Source organism: Celerinatantimonas marina (assembly GCF_046054165.1).
In the GTDB taxonomy this organism is placed as follows: domain Bacteria; phylum Pseudomonadota; class Gammaproteobacteria; order Enterobacterales; family Celerinatantimonadaceae; genus Celerinatantimonas.
On sequence record NZ_JBFNXK010000001.1, the window covers coordinates 328,393 to 344,841 of the forward strand.

The window sequence follows — 16,449 nt, forward strand, 5'->3', positions numbered from 1 at the left end:
CAAACAGCCAGCATTGACGCTGGTTGTTTGATCGCGGCACTTTAAAAACTTATTCAGCTGTTATAACAGCTGTAGTTTAAGTTGATTCGCAAACAGTTCCGATACTTTCGAGAGAGGATTGTGTTTTTTCCAAACCACATACACGTCAATATCGAGCCTTGGCTGCAAAGGCTTATAGCAAAAAATACTCTCGTCAACAGTACTGACTAAACCGTCTAAGCACAAAGCATACCCCAAATCGTGCTCCACCATTAAAGCCGCATTAAAAATCAAATTATAGGTCGAAATAATATTAAGCTGACGATAGTGAGGCCCCATCCATTGACTAATTTTGTTTTCCGTATTGTGTTGCCTCGGGAAAATCAATGGCATCAAGAGCATATCTTGCTGTGTAATCACCGTCTTGGCTGCATAAGGGCTGTCTTTACGCATTAATAAGCCCCATTGGTTTTTCTTTTTCAGCCGCAAAAATTCATATTCACTGAGGTCCTCGGGACCAATCAATACCGCAAAATCCACTAATCCTTTAGTCAAGCTATCTAAGATATCATTGGCATCACCGCTATGGATATGAACGTGGATATCCGGGTAATCGACACGCACCTGTTGGATAATTTGCACAATGTCCGACATCGCTCGCGTTTCACCACTCCCAATATGAATATCGCCTCGCAATTGCTCTGCCGGTGCAAGAAACTCCGATTCAGTCTTAGTAACCAAATCAAGAATTTCCTCAGCTCGTTTACGCAACCGGCGCCCCTCTTCAGTCAACGTAATTTTGCGATTTCCTCGCATAAAGAGAGTCACCCCTAACTCATCTTCTAATGCACTCAGTTGTCGAGACAGCGTTGGTTGAGTGAGATACAAATACTCAGCGGCCGCAGTAATGCTTTCTTTTTGCACTACCGCTAAAAAATAACGTAATACTTTTAGATCCATGCTCGCTTACTTAGTTAAAACGTTGCTCAGGATAAAGTGTACCTGAAAAAGATATCGGTACCATATCGCAGTCAAGCTTTACCCAGAGAGGTAAAATCTTATAAAATTATCTCTTTAAACTCTGGAATTTTATGGCCACCCCAATCCGACTGGACAAGATGATTGCCCATTCTTGTAACATTCCCCGCAGTCAGGTGAAACAACTACTTTACTCAGGACGTATTCAGGTCAATGGAAAAACCGAGAAACAAGGTAAAGTACACATTTTTGAGGAAGACGTTGTTCAATTAGATCAGCAGACACTCGCGCGCGCTCAAGCAGTCTACCTCATGCTCAACAAACCGGTTGGTTATGTTTGTACCCATGATGAACACACTCATCCCAGTGTTTTTTCTTTACTCAAAGATCCATCCATGCCCCCATTACATGTGGCAGGCCGTCTGGATGCAGATACCACCGGACTATTATTAGTTACGGATGACGGACAATGGTCCCATCAAATTACATCGCCAAATCAGCATAAATGGAAAACCTACCGAGTCACGCTGGCAGAACCCATCACGCCTTCAAGTATTGAAGAGCTAAAGCAAGGAATATTTTTAAACGGGGAAGAAAAAGCAACAAGACCAGCTCAGGTAACTGTTCTCGCGCCACAATTGATTGACTTAAGCATTCAGGAAGGACGTTATCATCAAGTCAAACGGATGTTAGCAGCCGTAGGCAACCATGTCTCTCAACTTCACCGTTGGCAAATTGGCCCTCTCACGCTAGATGAGACTTTAAAACCGGGCCAGTATCGCCAGTTAACCGCAGATGAAATGCTTGCGATCCGCAATGCATAACAGCAGGCTCAAACGAAAGCAGCCCCTCTTGTAACCCGCTAAACCGACTGCTGTCGCGAAGTTTTCCAGCAAAAAACTTGATTGCGCCCTGCCGATTTCGCAGCATATAACATATCATCGGCCTGCTGAAATAGTTCACTGGCCGAAATAGAAGGCTGCCAACAACTGACACCAAAACTACAGGTATATTTCACGCCATTATCCCATATCAGATCAGCAATTTTCTGCTGTAAATTTAACGCTATCTGTTCGGCCTCTTCAAGATTCGTCGCTGGCAATAGTAGTACAAATTCCTCTCCCCCCCAGCGAGCCACAATATCATTGCCTCGGATCTGTTCTAACGTCAGTTTAGATAACCCAACTAAAATCTGATCCCCCACATAATGACCGTGTTGATCATTAATTTTTTTAAACGAATCAATATCAAATAAGACTAAACTAAGTGCCTGATGAGAACGCTCACATTGTTTTAGTTCTCGTATAATTTGTTCTTCCAGATACCGGCGGTTATAGAGTCCAGTCAGAGGATCTGTATTGGCCCGCTGTGTTAGCTTAAACTCGACATCATTCTGTTTCTGCATATCAACACCTGACAATACACAAAATATAAGCTGGTTTTTATCATAAACGGGGGTAGAACTAAATTTTAAATAGACAGTTTGCTGGCCATGACTCACTTCGACCTCACCAAACCATCCATTTTCAAGCTGAGTTCTCTTTACAATATATTTGATACTTGGAGCAAACGCCAAAATTTGCTCAATATGAGTCCCTATGAGTTCATCCTGATGAAGATTAAAATAGTTCAACGAATACTGATTAGCCTGACGGATGATCCCTTTATAATCGATAACAATCATCACAATATTACTTTCGAATAACGCTTTCTGAACCGATACAGAGATCAGTAACTCGTGCTGTCTAGCTTTGGTCGCTAAATATTGGCGGATATAAATAGTCCCTAAAATAAAAGCAAAGCAATCAATTAAAACGGAACCAATAAGCCAGCCTTCCATATGCTTCAAAATCAACGAATAAGGCATATACAAAAAAGCGACATCGTAATGCTGTTCCACTAATGCTCGATTGATAAACAGGGTCCCTGCAAATCCAATTCGCATAGAATAAGACTGATAGTGAGTCAGCTTCATCACATCGGATAATGCTTGCTTAAGATCCGATAGTGGGAAATGTTGCTGAACAATAGTTCGAGTCAATTGCCCCCTTGGGCCAGCATACATCCCATACGGGGTTAACACAGCAGCACGCTGAACTAATTCATGTGATTCGGTTAATCTAAAAATTCGAGCTAACTGTGGCATTGAAAAAACATTAATCACCCATCCAGATAGTTGATCTGATCGATCCATAACCGGAACAGAAATAAAAAGATAGTCAGCTGGCACATTATTTTGTCGACTCTGAAAATGGAATCGATCCACTGAACGATCCACACCTTGAGAAAATCTTTGCGTCGACAACCCATCTGGTAATGAGTCTTTAAGCTGATACTTTTCATTTTTTTCTACAATACCAATTGTTCGCTGGATTTTCGCATCGGCATAATAGAAATCCCCTGACAATTGAAATTTTCCGGCAAGTGTTATAAGCGCCTGACCAATATTGGAAAAATGTGAATCATTTGGATGTTGTACGTAATCTTGAATAACCTGAGACTGACTTAGGATATATAGACGCTGATTGACGAGCTCCTTAACTTCCCGAACTTCCATTGGATAAAGTGCAAATGAACGATCGAAATCCCGAGCCAATTGTTCTTGAGTATTCGAAAAACAGAGGCTTAAAACAACAAATAACAAAACCAGACAAACCAGCGCCCACGCCGCAATAAACCGCAAAAAAGAGCGCCCCAACCAGTGCATATACCGGATAGGAGAACTCTGTTGTAACCATCCATTTACGATTTTCATCCACCATATCCTTCATAAATCTATAGCAATGATTATAGAAGTATTCGGCTATTCTGCAGACTCATTATGTATATCATCAATTAATTCATCGGTCATTTGCTTCGATGTTGGGATCTGCATCTGCCGAAGTTGTTCAGCTTGACGAACTAAATTTCCCCGTCCTCTGGAAAGTTTTTGTAACGCGCCATCATAACAACTCTGAGCTTTATCCAGATTCTGCCCTAATGCCATCATATCTTCGATAAAACCACAGAACTTGTCATATAAACGACCAGCCCTTAAGGCAATTTCCGCTGCATTTCGTTGCTGATATTCGCTTCGCCATAAATTCTCAATCGTGCGCAGAGCCACTAATAAACTACTTGGACTAACCAATAAAATGTTCATCTGACTAGCCAACGAGATTAATCCAGGATCAGCCTGCACGGCGAGTTGAAACGCCGGCTCAATGGGCACAAACAGCAGCACGTAATCCAACCCTTGAACACCATATAAAGTCTGGTAATTCTTTTTCCCCAAACCACTGATATGCCCTTTTAAAGACCGGACATGTGCCTGTAAGGCTTGCTCTTTCTGCGCTGGATCATCACTACGATTATACCGTTCATAAGCCGTTAACGTGACTTTAGAGTCAATAATAACGGACCGTTGATGTGGAAGTTCAACAATAACATCTGGTTTAATCGTCTGCCCCTGCTGATTTTTCCCAACCACCTGTACCGAATACTCATGCCCTTCCCGCAGACCGGATTCCTCAAGAATACGGGATAAGATCACCTCTCCCCAATTACCCTGCTGTTTATTATCACCTTTAAGCGCTCGGGTCAGATTCAGTGCTTCTTCACTCATTTGCTGGTTCAGCTGTTGTAATTGTTCAACCTGTGTTTTCAACGATTGCCGCTCACGGGATTCCGTATCATAACTTTGCTGTACTTGCTGCCTGAAATTATCGAGTTGTTGTCGTAATGGACCCAATATAGCACCGAGACTTTGCTGATTCTGATCCCGGAACACCGCACTCTTTTGCTCAAAAATCTGATGTGCCAGATTTTCAAATGCTTCTTTAAAACGTTGTTCGGTATTTTCCTGAGATAACATCTGCTGCTGTAACTGTTCTAATTTTTCTTGCGATCGGGCCAATTCAGTACGATCTTGTGATAACTGCTGTTCTAAATCCTGATTTTTGACCTGTAACTGATCCAAATACTCCATACGGGCTTGCCACTGCCCTTGTTGTTGGATCTGCTGCTGATATTGTTGTTGCCAGTGATAAGACTGATCCCGCAGATTATCTAATTCCGTCTGCATCAACTCCTGCTCCCGACGCAGTGTTGCCAACTGCTGATCAGCCCCATAAAACTGCCGGTTTTTCCGCCAAGCGATCCCCCATCCCAATAGGGCGATCAACACTAAAAATAAAACCCAAAAACCGGGAATAGATTGAAGAAATAAGTCGCTCACTGCAAACTCCGTTGTAACTCTTAAATCAGGTCGGTATCATCTAACTCTGTTCATCTTTGTGGATTATTTTGTTCTTTGTTATACCCTGTTAATTAAAATCTAATCACCGTATACAAAACACATAGATTAAAACAAAATAAAACAATCAAAGGCCAACAGCCCTAACGGGTATTGTATTGTATCAAGGAATAAATATGGGACTTTTTACATCTCTGAAATCCCTTTTCACAACAACAGAGCAACAACCACAAACGAAGCAATATGAAAGTTGTGATTATAAAGGTTTCGAAATTACACCTTCCCCTATTGCAGAAAAAGGACAATATCGGGTAGCTGCATTTATTCGTAAAACTATTCAAGACGACGCCAAAGAACATCATTTTATTCGCAGTGATGTGTGTCCAAGCGAACAACAAGCAATTGAACTGGCAATTCAAAAATGTCAGGTGTTCATTGATCAATTGGGTGAAGATATTTTCCAGTGATAACCATTCATTGAATGATGAAACAAACAACCATTTAAAGGCAAAGGAGAAAAATATGCGTTGGTTATTGATGGCTCTCGCCATAATAGTCTTAGCAGGCTGTACCAATGGATCAATCGCCACCCGGGATACCGGCGTAAAAGATCATTCAATTAAGCAGGACCAGAAAGCACTCACTGCATTTGAAGATATTCCTGCAGATGCCGATACCAAACTCGATCCGGAAGCATCGATTATTATCAGTGAGGGAAATGACTGGATCGGCCGACTCGCATTACATAACGGAAAAAGTCCTTTCAAAACATTCGAATATTACCGGCAAAATATGCCTCAGCTGGGCTGGAATTTAATTGCATCCGTTAAAAGCCAAAATGCCGTCTTAACTTATATTAAGGGTCAACGGGTGGCTACCGTTCAAATTACCGGCAGCGGATTTAGCAGCAGTGATATCACAATTACCGTTTCTCCCTCTTCTGCACCAGGCTCTACAAACTCATTAGTACACCCTTAACCACACATTCCAATAGCATGGTCATAAAACCATGCTATTCATGTACTACACAACTTTACAATAGCCCGGCCAAAATTTGCTTAATTGCGGCCATATCAAACGGTTTATCCACCAACGCTGAAACACCACTTTGACGAACACCATTCAATTTGGCCCCATCTTGCTCTGAGGTAACCATCATAATCGGAATATGATGAAACTGTTCATCCTGCCTTAATGCTTCAACTAAGGCGGCACCATCCATAACCGGCATATTGTAATCGGATACAATTAAATCCACGCTTTGTTCTGCCAGAAAGTCCAGTGCCTGACGGCCATTATCGGCTGTTTCGATCCATTCAATTCCAATATTATTTAATACACGACTAATGTGGCGCTGAGCCGTGATACTATCATCCACAACCAGTACCCGAAGATTTTTAAATCGTTCAATATCAAAATCTACTTCGGCATCCGGATCGATATAATCCAGCGTAGCTTTTAATGCTTTCATTAAATCCGTGAACTGGAAAGGCTTAGGCAGTATCGCTATCACCCCAGCTTGCTTGATCGCATCTAAGGTATGATGACTGGCTTCACTAGAAATCAGCATAAACGCCGTTGATTGCAACAACGTATTCGAGCGCATTTGGTTCACTAAATCCGTTGCGGTACCATCTGCAAAATACATACTACTAATCACTAAATCAGGTATCTTTGATGCGGCAATCTGATACGCATCTTCACAATTATCAGCAAATAAAAAATTATCAATTCCGGCATCATGCAAGCGTCGGTGAATCACATTACGCTGCGTCAATGACGGTTCAACTAAAAGAATGGTTAATTCAGATAGCGAGAGCTGCTCCATAAACCTACCTACCACGTCAGACTATACTTAAGACTATTTAAGTCTAACTATAACGAGTAATCTATGATTTCGCTAAAGTTATCGAACCGGTATAGTTGAAAACTATAAATTCGTCCCCATAAAAATGGTAAAGCTATCCATAGGAAACAGGTGTTATGCCAGCAAATGAATTCATCATCGATATCAACATGGAAAATGCAAAATCCATCTTGATCGATCGCTCTTTTGAACATCCCGTCGTAATCGATTTTTGGGCTGATTGGTGTGAGCCCTGTAAAACTTTGATGCCTCTTCTAGAAAAACTGGCAAACGAATACCAAGGCGCTTTCACATTAGCGCGAATCAATGCCGATGAACTTCAGCCTCTTGTTGGACAATTCGGCGTTCGAAGCTTGCCCACCGTGATGATCATGAAAGAAGGCCAACCCGTTGATGGCTTTGCTGGTGCGCAGCCGGAAGGTAACATTCGGGACATCTTGAATAAGTATCTGCCTAAACCCGAAGATCTCAAACTTGATGAGGCCCATCAGTTAGCCGAACAAGGCGATACCGCCGGAGCACTACGTCTGACAAAAGAAGCATGGGAACTGGCTCCCGATCGCAGTGATGTTCATTTTGCCTACATTGCAGCCTTGCTGGAGCAAGGAAAAACTCCTGAAGCCAAAGCCTTGTTGGATAAAACCAAGTTAGAAGATCAACAATCTGAATACCATGCGTTAGTCAGTCAACTGGAATTATTAGAACAAGCGGCGGATACGCCTGAAATCCGGGCTCTGGAAGCTCAGCTACAAAGTGACCCAGACAATGTTTCACTACAAGTTCAGTTAGCGGTTCAGTATAGACAATCGAACCGAAACGAAGAAGCATTAGAGCTATTACTGAAATTATTACAAAAAGATTTGGAAAGTGATGGGGGGAATGCCAAAAAAGTATTTCTGGATATCGTCAATACACTCAATGGCGATCCTCTGGCTTCAAAATATCGCCGTCGCTATTTCAGCTTACTGTACTAAACCAGTAGCACGAGCACGTCTCAGGCTATCCATTAGAGTTTGATAGCAAAGAGCGCGGCTTTACCGCGCTCTCAATTGATATTTAATAAATCCCCATACTTACAGGATTTTAGCTAAAAATTGTTTCAACCGAGGATGCGTTGGGTTATCAAACACAGCTTCTGGAGTATCGTCTACCAACAAAGCCCCATCTTCCATGAATAACACTCGATCGGCTACTTCTTTAGCAAACCCCATTTCATGAGTCACAATCGCCATCGTCATCCCTTCTTTGGCCAATGCTTTCATAACATCCAGCACTTCACCTACCATTTCAGGATCCAAAGCCGACGTCGGTTCATCAAACAACATCAAATCCGGTTGCATGGCCAAAGCGCGGGCAATCGCAACCCGTTGCTGTTGTCCACCCGATAAATGCGATGGGTAGTTATTCATCCGATCGGATAACCCGACTCGTGACATCAAGTCTCGGGCCATTTTATCCACTTCTTTAGCAGGTCGTTTAGACACTTTAAGAGGTGCCAACATCACGTTTTCTAATGCTGTTTTATGGGGAAATAAGTTAAACCCTTGGAACACCATTCCCACATTTTGCCGAAGCCGATTAATATTGGTCGACCGATCATACATATCGATACCATCCACAATAATGGTACCGTTACTAATTTCCTCTAACTGATTTAAAGTTCGGAGAAAAGTTGATTTACCCGAACCAGAAGGTCCGATAATGACAACAACTTCACCACGCTTAATCTTGGCTGATACAGACTTCAGTGCATGACAACCGTTCGGATAATATTTATCAATCCCGGTCGCCACCACCATATCATCGCCTTGGTATTGATTAGTCACTGGCAGATAACCTCTTCTCTAATAATTGAATAGCCCAAGATAGTGCCCCAGTGACCAAAAGGTAGAGAGCAGCGACCGTAAACCAAACTTCAAATGGGGCAAAGCTACCACTGACCACTTCTCGTCCAGCTTTTGTTAAATCAGTAATTGAAATAACAGAAACCAGAGATGAATCTTTAATTAGGTTAATAAATTGTCCCGCTAAAGGAGGCAATGTTCGTTTAAACGCTTGGGGTAACACAACATACTGCATGGCCTGCGGATAGGTCATCCCCAAAGAACGAGCAGCTTCCATCTGACCGGTTGAAACCGACTGAATACCCGCTCGAATAATCTCAACCACATAGGCTCCGGTAAAGATCGATAACGCAACCACACCCGCGGTAAATCGATCGAGACTGAGTACGGTACCAATAAAAAAATAGACAATGAAAATTTGAACCAGTAATGGCGTACCCCGGATGACTTCAACATAAGTCAGTGACAAATCCTTGGCAATCTGATTTTTAGACACCCGCATCAGCCCAAAGATTAAACCCAGAAGAATGGCGAAAAACAACGAAATAAACGAAATTTTCACCGTAACCCAGAGCCCAACAGCAATCGGACCAAATCGCCAATTGTTACGCTGTGCAATCGGATCACCTTCAAAGACTAAATCACCATCGCCCACTAACAGATGGTCATATTTTTTAACAATTTGCGGTTGACTCTGACCATCAAATCGAACTTCCAGCTGCCCATTTTTAGCGACAACCACAGTTCCATCGCCCTGAGCCCGAATATTTTGCATCTCTGTATTAACGACATAGGGCCATAACCGCTCCCAATGCCAGTTATAATTAATGGTCTTGCCGGAAAGATAGATGGCTCCGACAATGAGCACCATTATGATCAAATAGATCCCATGTCCGAACCAACGACCGGATTTTGACTGCATGACAAATACTCTCTTTCAATCTCAAATATTAGCGAAGAAAGCCGGCAGTCATAACCGGCTTTCTCCTTCAGTTCATTACTGAACCTGTTTTAACCAACTATCAGACTTGAACCATTTGTCATAAATTCGCTGATACGAGCCATCACCACGGATCTGGCGCATATAGTTATCGAGGAAGTTTAAGAAGTTAGGATCATCCTGGCGAATGGCCCAGCCCAGAGGTTCATAAGTAAACGGTTTATCTAAGTGGATCACCTGATTTTTATGCTGAGCGGCATAAATCGCATTAAATGGCATATCATAGACAAATGCATCTGCTTTACCATTCACAACCTGCAATACCGAATCAGCTTCTGTGTCATAAAGATCTAATTTGGCTTTTGGCAAGTAGCGTTTAGTGGCTTCATCGCCTGTTGTCCCTAATTTCGTTGCAATCGTATATTTAGGGTCATTTAAATCTTTATAGCTGGTAATTTTGCCTTTAAGCTTCGGTGACAGAATAATTGACTGTCCGATAACGATATAAGGCGTTGCAAAATTTACTTTAAGATTTCGTTTAGGCGTAATCGTCATCCCAGCCATAATGATGTCACATTTGCCGGTCTGCAATGCAGGAATAATCCCGTCCCAAGCCGTATTGACAGGTACAAATTTAACACCCATGGCTCGAGCCATCTGTTTACCCATATCAATATCAAAGCCAATAAAGCGACCATCCTTGGCTTTCATTTCAAACGGCATATAACCCGCTTCAAAACAAACACGCAAGTTGCCAGAATTCACAATTGTTTCAAGTGCTGATTCCGCAGCCATTGCCTGCGAGCTTAAAGCTGCACAAGCCATGACTACCCCGGCAGCAGCATAAGTCATTAGTTTTTTCATTTTGTCCATCTCTATATTTTTTATGATTTATTCCCGTAACACTCCGATTACCGGGATATGATGTTGTATATGCAACTTTTAGTGAAATAAATACCGTCCAATAAAAGCTTCTTACATAATGCGATAGAGTTATATCATTTTTCAACAGTCCATGCGAATTAAGCTTTACAGGCTGATTGCCGAAGTTGGAAAACTTTCGTAATCTTGGATCACATTTTTTATTTAAATCAGGGAATCTTCTGATGTCACACGTGATCTCTCAGCGTCTTCAACAAATCCGCGAATTTATGACTGCCAATCAACTGGATGCATATATTATTCCGAGAGCTGACGAGTATCTAGGCGAATATGTTCCAGCCTCTAATGAAAGGTTGAAGTGGATAACGGGATTTACCGGATCGGCCGGGGTTGCCGTAATTCTGGCCAATCAGGCCGCCATCTTCGTCGATGGTCGTTATACAGTCCAGGTTCGCCAGCAAGTTAGTGCTGATCTATATAGTTTTCATCATCTTATTGATGAGCCTTATCTATTTTGGACTTGCCAAAATCTACAACCGCAACAGCGGATCGGGATAGATAGCCGCACTTTCAGCCTGCACCAATTTAATCAGGCACAGGCACTGGCTCAGCACTTACAATTACAACTCGTCACCACTGAAAATCCCGTCGATCTTTTCTGGGAAGATCGACCTTATCCACCTCAAGATCCTGCTATTTTGTTATCAGAACAAATCACAGGTGAAAGTAGTTTGTCCAAACGCCAGCGCATTGGTCACCAAATAGCGCAAGCCGAAGCTCAGGCAGCTTTGATCACAGCATCAGATTCCATTGCTTGGCTCCTCAACATCCGTGGTTCAGACATCCCATGTCTACCCGTTGTTTTAAGCCAAGCGATTCTGATGAGTGACGGACAAATGATCTGGTTTGTGAATCCTGATAAAGTGCCAGCCGGATTTGCAGAACATGTTGGAGAAGGTGTAACGATCCGTCCCGAACTGGAGTTTGAAGGGGCTCTGGAGCAATTATCAACACAATGCCAGCGAGTTCAAGCCGATCCAGCCACAAGCAATGCCTGGTGTCAGCTCAAATTACAACAAGCGGGCATCAGCTTGGTGGCATTACCTGATCCATGTTTGCTACCGAAAGCCACTAAAAATCCAACCGAAATTGCCGGTACTCGTGAAGCACACCGCCGCGATGCCGCGGCTGAAGTTAAGTTTTTAGCTTGGTTGGATCAACAGGTGAAACAAAACCAGCTCCCCAATGAAGCGGAAGCCAGTGATCAACTTGAAAAATTCCGAATGCAGGATCCCGATTGCCTAGATTTAAGCTTTGCAACAATTTCGGCCGCAGGCTCGAATGCAGCCATGTGCCACTATAACCATATCAATGCCGAACAACCGGCCCAACTTGCACTAAACAGTGTCTATTTGGTCGATAGTGGTGCTCAATATCGTTTTGGTACAACCGACATCACTCGTACGGTGGCTATTGGTACACCTTCAACGGAGATCAAAGAACGGTTTACATTAGTTTTAAAAGGAATGATCGCACTGGCCTGTCAGCGTTTTCCTCAAGGAACAACCGGAACTCAGCTAGACGTGCTAGCCCGTCAATATCTCTGGCAACAAGGGCTTGATTTTGATCATGGCACCGGACATGGCGTCGGACACTTTTTAAGTGTTCATGAAGGCCCACAACGGATCTCTAAAGCGATCAATAGTATCGCCTTAGAAGAAGGAATGATCATCTCCGATGAACCAGGATTTTATCTGGATGGTGGCTATGGAATACGCTGTGAAAATTTATTAACCGTAGAAATAGCCGAAAGCATTCATAGTGATCGGCCTTTTTATCAGTTTTCAACATTAACCCATGTGCCATTTGATACTCGGCTCATACAAAAAGAACGGCTCTCTGATGCCGAACGTCACTGGCTTAATGATTACCACCAAAAAGTCTATCAACTGGTTGCACCACAATTACATGATGATCCAGCCACACTTGCCTGGCTCAAACAGGCTACAGCTAGCTTATAATTTAATCATTCTTCCTTAACTGGATGCTGAACAACCGATGCCTGGTGACTCTGCCAGTCATCGGCCCCTGTTAAATCAGCATTGACAATGCCATCATAGGGCCAAGATGCATAATCTTGGTCTAGCAATTGTCCCAAAGGCACAACTTGGATGGAACGAGTTTGAGCCATACTTAGCCATTCATCGAAAAGTTCAAATTGCCCCATCCCTTCAATCTCGGCATGAATGCTATACACATTCAATTGCTCGGGTTTAATCTGGGAGAAAATAGTTTTATTGTAATTATGCCGTTTGATGCCATGCCGATAAATGAGTTCTTCATAGGTTGGGAGTGTCACCGGAATTTGAGGAGCCATACCCTGAGCGGGAACAAATATTGATTTACCCCGGCAATCACTATTATAACGAAATGGGAAGGCTTCTTTCTCAGCCAGTGAATGTTCACTACACCGCCATCCTGCGGCCGCACTGCAATCAATTTCACGCCCAAGCACTTGACTTAATAACTGATAGCCTTTTTCCAACTCGGAACGTAGTTCCATCGCTCCCATCTCATCATTGTGGGCTTCCCATTTATGATGATCCCAAGCATGCAAGCCAATCTCATGCCCTGCGCTATCCGCCTGCTGGATAATATCTGCGACGCGATGACCAATGACCGGACCACGCCACAACGCTCCGGAATAATGACGGCTGACCCCGGCTATCTGCGTTCGTATAAATTTGCACAAGACATTAGGTCGCCACAGTTTCCAGAGCTGTCTTCCGGAATTATCAGGGCCAACCGAAAAGAAGAACGATCCCTTCACCTGATACTTATCAAGTAATGACAGTAACCGGGGAACGCCTTCCCGAGCACCCCGATAGGTATCCACATCAATCCGAAGACCTACAGTTGTTTGGCTTCGCTGCCGCATAAATAACAAATCCCAATCACCTGTTGGCAAATATCAATTAACTTCATTCATGGCATTAAAATACACTGATATAGAATTGAATTAAATGTATCAAATGATCATTTCTCAGGATTTGACAACCAGCGCTAATTTTAGCCGTATTAGATTAGAGACAACACAAGGAGGAAGAGTCGCCTCTTCCTCGACATGGCTTAACGACGCTTAATCTGGTTCGCAATATACATTCCGGCCAACATTGCTAATACAAAAACCAGTAATGGCCAGGCACCACTGGCGATACTGGTAATCGCAGGCCCTGGACAAATACCAACGAGTCCCCAGCCAATCCCGAATAGCGCAGCGCCCAGAATCAATTTACCATCCAACTGACGATTTGTCGGCAGCTCAAAATGACGAGCTAATAACGGCTGTTTTAAACGCCGTACCCATCCCCAGTAACCGATCGAAAACACCAGTAATGCACCGATCATGACAAAAAGCAGAGTCGGATCCCACTGTGAGTTAATCGTTAAAAATCCAAGCACTTTAGCCGGATCGACCATTTGAGCAATAATGAGACCCAAACCAAATATCAGACCCGAAATCCAAGCAATAACCATAAAGGCCTCCTAGTGCACCAATGTGGCGGTGATCATTCCGACCACAACAAAGGTTATCGTTGCAACAATAGATCGTTTGGAGAAGCGCCCGACTCCACAAATCCCATGCCCACTGGTGCATCCATTTCCCAACCGAGTGCCGATTCCGACCAATAACCCGGCCACTAACGCCATATAGATATTCATATGGGTGAAATCAGGAAGGTGCAAATGTAATCCCTGAGCCAGCCAGGGAGACATGATCAATCCAACTAGGAAAGCAGCTCGCCAATACTCTTTTGATGCACCAGATTGTAGCAATTGCCCCACAATACCACTGATCCCGGCAATTTTCCCATTGACACTAAGCATAAGCAAACAAGCTGCACCGATGACCATGCCACCCAATAAGCCCATCAACCAACTTTCAGGCATTTTTATCTCCTTTGAACCCAGTTAAAGCGAACTGACACTTAACCCGCTCGAAATAACTAGAAACTCACATTTAATCTTCATGCTAAATAAGGCTGCATCCAATCATGCAGTCGCAAATTTATAGGTGCGATATCCGCCAATCAGATTTTTCGCCTTATAACCTGAATTCACTAACTGACGATAAGCCACATAGCCTCGCAATCCCACCTGACAATAAATAATAATTTCTTTATCTTTAGGCAATTCGTGCATGCGGCTTCTGAGCTGATCCACCGGAATATTCAACGCACCATCGATATACCCCACTGTTTCAAGTTCATTCGGATTGCGAACATCTAGTAACAACTGATTTTCACTTAAATGTTCAATTTCATTAAAATGAATCGCGACGACATCCCCTTTCAAAATATTGGATGCAACGAACGCGGCCTGATTGATCACATCTTTAGCGCTCCCAAATGGAGGAGCATACGTTAATTCAATATGTTGCAGCTGTTCCACGGTCATCCCGGCTCGTTGTGCAACGGCTAAAACATCAATGCGTTTATCAACCCCATCTTTACCGACCGCTTGTGCACCATAGATTTTCCCATCATGACGATCAAATAATAGCTTCAGCGAAACGACTTCACTCCCCGGGTAATAACTGGCATGACTGGCCGTATGCACATAAACTTTTTCGTATGCAACCCCAAGTTTTTTCAGTTGTTTTTCATTTTTCCCGGTCGATGCAACCGCCAAATCAAACACTTTACAAATGGCTGTTCCCTGAGTTCCCTGATAATGTTCCTCACGACCCAACATATTATCCGCAGCCATCCGCCCCTGACGATTCGCGGGCCCAGCCAATGGAACGAGAGCAGGTTTCCCGGTTACAAAATCCGGATCTTCAACGGCATCCCCGACAGCATAAATACAAGGATCACTCGTTTGCATCTGATCATTAACCCAGATGCCCCCTAATTCACCAATTGCTAAGCCAGCACTTTTAGCCAAAGAAATTTCTGGACGAACCCCAATCGCCATCACCAGCATATCGGTTCTTAACGAATGGCCATCACTTAAAGACAACATTAACTCACCGGCGGTATCTTCCGCTTCTGCCGCTGCTTTATATTCAACCGATGTCAATGCGACCTGCAGTCGTAAATCAATCCCTTTGTCTCGAATTTCAGCATGAACAAACCCGGCCATCTCCCGATCCACCGGCGTCATCACCTGATCAGCCATTTCAATGAGCGTAGTCGTAATGCCTAACTGATGAAGTGCTTCCATCATCTCAAGACCGATAAATCCACCCCCGACGACCGTCGCATGAGCGACCCGATTCGTTTTCAAAGTGGCAATAATTTTATCCATATCCGGGATATTCCGTAGAGTATGCGTCAATGGATTATCTAGTCCGGGGATTGGGGGAGTGATGGCATCAGCTCCTGGGCTTAATAGCAACACATCATAACTTTCAGTATATTCGGAACCATCAAGCCGATTTTTAACCTGTACACTTTTTTGTTCCCGATTGATGGCGATCACTTCATTCATCACCCGAACTTCAACATTAAAACGGGCTAAAAAACTTTCCGGAGTCTGTAGCAACAATTTTTCCCGTTCTTTAATGTCGCCACTGATATGATAAGGCAGACCACAATTAGCAAACGAGATAAAGCCCCCCCGTTCTAATACGATAATTTCGGCATCTTCACTCAACCTTCGGGCCCGAGCAGCCGCCGAAGCACCACCAGCAACGCCTCCAACAATCACAATTTTTGTCATT

At 43.4% G+C, this 16,449-nt stretch carries 16 protein-coding genes; 5 read left to right on the forward strand and 11 right to left on the reverse strand.

Annotated elements, in window-relative coordinates; all coding sequences use genetic code 11:
• Window positions 1-60 precede the first annotated feature (60 nt).
• Window positions 61-939 carry a LysR family transcriptional regulator gene (locus tag ABUE20_RS01480; RefSeq protein ID WP_408618022.1) on the reverse strand — a complete coding sequence of 293 codons (879 nt, stop codon included), beginning with the start codon at window positions 937-939 and terminating at the stop codon, window positions 61-63.
• Window positions 940-1,070: 131 nt separating this feature from the next.
• Between ABUE20_RS01480 and ABUE20_RS01485 the strand changes: the two genes are divergently transcribed.
• Window positions 1,071-1,781 carry a pseudouridine synthase gene (locus ABUE20_RS01485; protein ID WP_408618023.1) on the forward strand — a complete coding sequence of 237 codons (711 nt, stop codon included), beginning with the start codon at window positions 1,071-1,073 and terminating at the stop codon, window positions 1,779-1,781.
• Window positions 1,782-1,819: 38 nt separating this feature from the next.
• On the opposite strand, the gene ABUE20_RS01490 is transcribed toward ABUE20_RS01485, so the two are convergent.
• A complete protein-coding gene (locus ABUE20_RS01490; RefSeq protein WP_408618024.1) occupies window positions 1,820-3,712 on the reverse strand; it encodes a GGDEF domain-containing protein in 1,893 nt (630 codons plus the stop codon).
• A 48-nt stretch (window positions 3,713-3,760) separates the two neighbouring features.
• The gene (gene rmuC / locus ABUE20_RS01495) at window positions 3,761-5,173 is read right to left on the reverse strand and encodes a DNA recombination protein RmuC (RefSeq protein WP_408618025.1); all 1,413 of its coding nucleotides are present in this window, start codon (window positions 5,171-5,173) and stop codon (window positions 3,761-3,763) included.
• Between the two features lie 194 nt (window positions 5,174-5,367).
• Between rmuC and ABUE20_RS01500 the strand changes: the two genes are divergently transcribed.
• Window positions 5,368-5,658, forward strand: a complete 291-nt coding sequence (locus tag ABUE20_RS01500) for an HlyU family transcriptional regulator (protein WP_408618026.1) — start codon at window positions 5,368-5,370, stop codon at window positions 5,656-5,658.
• A gap of 55 nt (window positions 5,659-5,713) precedes the next feature.
• Window positions 5,714-6,169, forward strand: coding sequence for a hypothetical protein (locus ABUE20_RS01505; protein WP_408618027.1), 456 nt, complete (start codon window positions 5,714-5,716; stop codon window positions 6,167-6,169).
• 55 nt (window positions 6,170-6,224) lie between these two features.
• Here ABUE20_RS01505 and ABUE20_RS01510 read toward each other — a convergent pair whose 3' ends face one another.
• A complete protein-coding gene (locus ABUE20_RS01510; RefSeq protein WP_408618028.1) occupies window positions 6,225-7,019 on the reverse strand; it encodes a response regulator in 795 nt (264 codons plus the stop codon).
• A gap of 155 nt (window positions 7,020-7,174) precedes the next feature.
• Here ABUE20_RS01510 and ABUE20_RS01515 point away from each other — a divergent pair, with 155 nt between their 5' ends.
• Window positions 7,175-8,032, forward strand: a complete 858-nt coding sequence (locus tag ABUE20_RS01515; RefSeq protein WP_408618029.1) for a tetratricopeptide repeat protein — start codon at window positions 7,175-7,177, stop codon at window positions 8,030-8,032.
• Between the two features lie 99 nt (window positions 8,033-8,131).
• On the opposite strand, the gene ABUE20_RS01520 is transcribed toward ABUE20_RS01515, so the two are convergent.
• The 3 genes from ABUE20_RS01520 to ABUE20_RS01530 form a co-directional block, all read right to left on the reverse strand.
• On the reverse strand, window positions 8,132-8,857 hold the full coding sequence (locus tag ABUE20_RS01520) for an amino acid ABC transporter ATP-binding protein (protein ID WP_408618229.1): 726 nt from the start codon (window positions 8,855-8,857) through the stop codon (window positions 8,132-8,134).
• Window positions 8,858-8,876: 19 nt separating this feature from the next.
• Window positions 8,877-9,824 (reverse strand): amino acid ABC transporter permease, encoded by a 948-nt coding sequence (locus ABUE20_RS01525; protein WP_408618030.1) that lies wholly within the window; start codon window positions 9,822-9,824, stop codon window positions 8,877-8,879.
• 75 nt (window positions 9,825-9,899) lie between these two features.
• Window positions 9,900-10,706: a transporter substrate-binding domain-containing protein gene (locus ABUE20_RS01530; RefSeq protein ID WP_408618031.1), complete on the reverse strand. Its 807-nt coding sequence runs from the start codon at window positions 10,704-10,706 to the stop codon at window positions 9,900-9,902.
• Between the two features lie 242 nt (window positions 10,707-10,948).
• On the opposite strand from ABUE20_RS01530, the gene ABUE20_RS01535 reads away from it, so the two are divergent.
• A complete protein-coding gene (locus tag ABUE20_RS01535) occupies window positions 10,949-12,745 on the forward strand; it encodes an aminopeptidase P family protein (RefSeq protein WP_408618032.1) in 1,797 nt (598 codons plus the stop codon).
• Between the two features lie 5 nt (window positions 12,746-12,750).
• Here ABUE20_RS01535 and ABUE20_RS01540 read toward each other — a convergent pair whose 3' ends face one another.
• The 4 genes from ABUE20_RS01540 to ABUE20_RS01555 all read right to left on the reverse strand — a co-directional run bounded on the left by ABUE20_RS01540 (window position 12,751) and on the right by ABUE20_RS01555 (window position 16,448).
• A complete protein-coding gene (locus ABUE20_RS01540; protein ID WP_408618034.1) occupies window positions 12,751-13,662 on the reverse strand; it encodes a polysaccharide deacetylase family protein in 912 nt (303 codons plus the stop codon).
• Window positions 13,663-13,853: 191 nt separating this feature from the next.
• Window positions 13,854-14,261 carry a DUF6691 family protein gene (locus ABUE20_RS01545; protein WP_408618036.1) on the reverse strand — a complete coding sequence of 136 codons (408 nt, stop codon included), beginning with the start codon at window positions 14,259-14,261 and terminating at the stop codon, window positions 13,854-13,856.
• Window positions 14,262-14,270: 9 nt separating this feature from the next.
• Window positions 14,271-14,675: a YeeE/YedE family protein gene (locus tag ABUE20_RS01550; RefSeq protein ID WP_408618038.1), complete on the reverse strand. Its 405-nt coding sequence runs from the start codon at window positions 14,673-14,675 to the stop codon at window positions 14,271-14,273.
• Window positions 14,676-14,777: 102 nt separating this feature from the next.
• Window positions 14,778-16,448, reverse strand: coding sequence for an FAD-dependent oxidoreductase (locus ABUE20_RS01555; protein ID WP_408618039.1), 1,671 nt, complete (start codon window positions 16,446-16,448; stop codon window positions 14,778-14,780).
• Window position 16,449: the final 1 nt, after the last annotated feature.

Excerpts from the sequence above, each read along its gene's own strand:
- ABUE20_RS01505 (WP_408618027.1), top strand. The coding sequence starts at position 5,714 with ATGCGTTGGTTATTGATGGCTCTCGCCATAATAGTCTTAGCAGGCTGT.
- ABUE20_RS01500 (WP_408618026.1), top strand. The coding sequence starts at position 5,368 with ATGGGACTTTTTACATCTCTGAAATCCCTTTTCACAACAACAGAGCAA.
- ABUE20_RS01540 (WP_408618034.1), bottom strand. The coding sequence starts at position 13,662 with ATGCGGCAGCGAAGCCAAACAACTGTAGGTCTTCGGATTGATGTGGAT.
- ABUE20_RS01510 (WP_408618028.1), bottom strand. The coding sequence starts at position 7,019 with ATGGAGCAGCTCTCGCTATCTGAATTAACCATTCTTTTAGTTGAACCG.
- ABUE20_RS01555 (WP_408618039.1), bottom strand. The coding sequence starts at position 16,448 with ATGACAAAAATTGTGATTGTTGGAGGCGTTGCTGGTGGTGCTTCGGCG.
- ABUE20_RS01545 (WP_408618036.1), bottom strand. The coding sequence starts at position 14,261 with ATGGTTATTGCTTGGATTTCGGGTCTGATATTTGGTTTGGGTCTCATT.
- ABUE20_RS01525 (WP_408618030.1), bottom strand. The coding sequence starts at position 9,824 with ATGCAGTCAAAATCCGGTCGTTGGTTCGGACATGGGATCTATTTGATC.
- ABUE20_RS01530 (WP_408618031.1), bottom strand. The coding sequence starts at position 10,706 with ATGAAAAAACTAATGACTTATGCTGCTGCCGGGGTAGTCATGGCTTGT.
- ABUE20_RS01480 (WP_408618022.1), bottom strand. The coding sequence starts at position 939 with ATGGATCTAAAAGTATTACGTTATTTTTTAGCGGTAGTGCAAAAAGAA.
- ABUE20_RS01485 (WP_408618023.1), top strand. The coding sequence starts at position 1,071 with ATGGCCACCCCAATCCGACTGGACAAGATGATTGCCCATTCTTGTAAC.
- ABUE20_RS01520 (WP_408618229.1), bottom strand. The coding sequence starts at position 8,857 with ATGGTGGTGGCGACCGGGATTGATAAATATTATCCGAACGGTTGTCAT.
- ABUE20_RS01490 (WP_408618024.1), bottom strand. The coding sequence starts at position 3,712 with ATGAAAATCGTAAATGGATGGTTACAACAGAGTTCTCCTATCCGGTAT.
- ABUE20_RS01515 (WP_408618029.1), top strand. The coding sequence starts at position 7,175 with ATGCCAGCAAATGAATTCATCATCGATATCAACATGGAAAATGCAAAA.
- ABUE20_RS01535 (WP_408618032.1), top strand. The coding sequence starts at position 10,949 with ATGTCACACGTGATCTCTCAGCGTCTTCAACAAATCCGCGAATTTATG.
- ABUE20_RS01550 (WP_408618038.1), bottom strand. The coding sequence starts at position 14,675 with ATGCCTGAAAGTTGGTTGATGGGCTTATTGGGTGGCATGGTCATCGGT.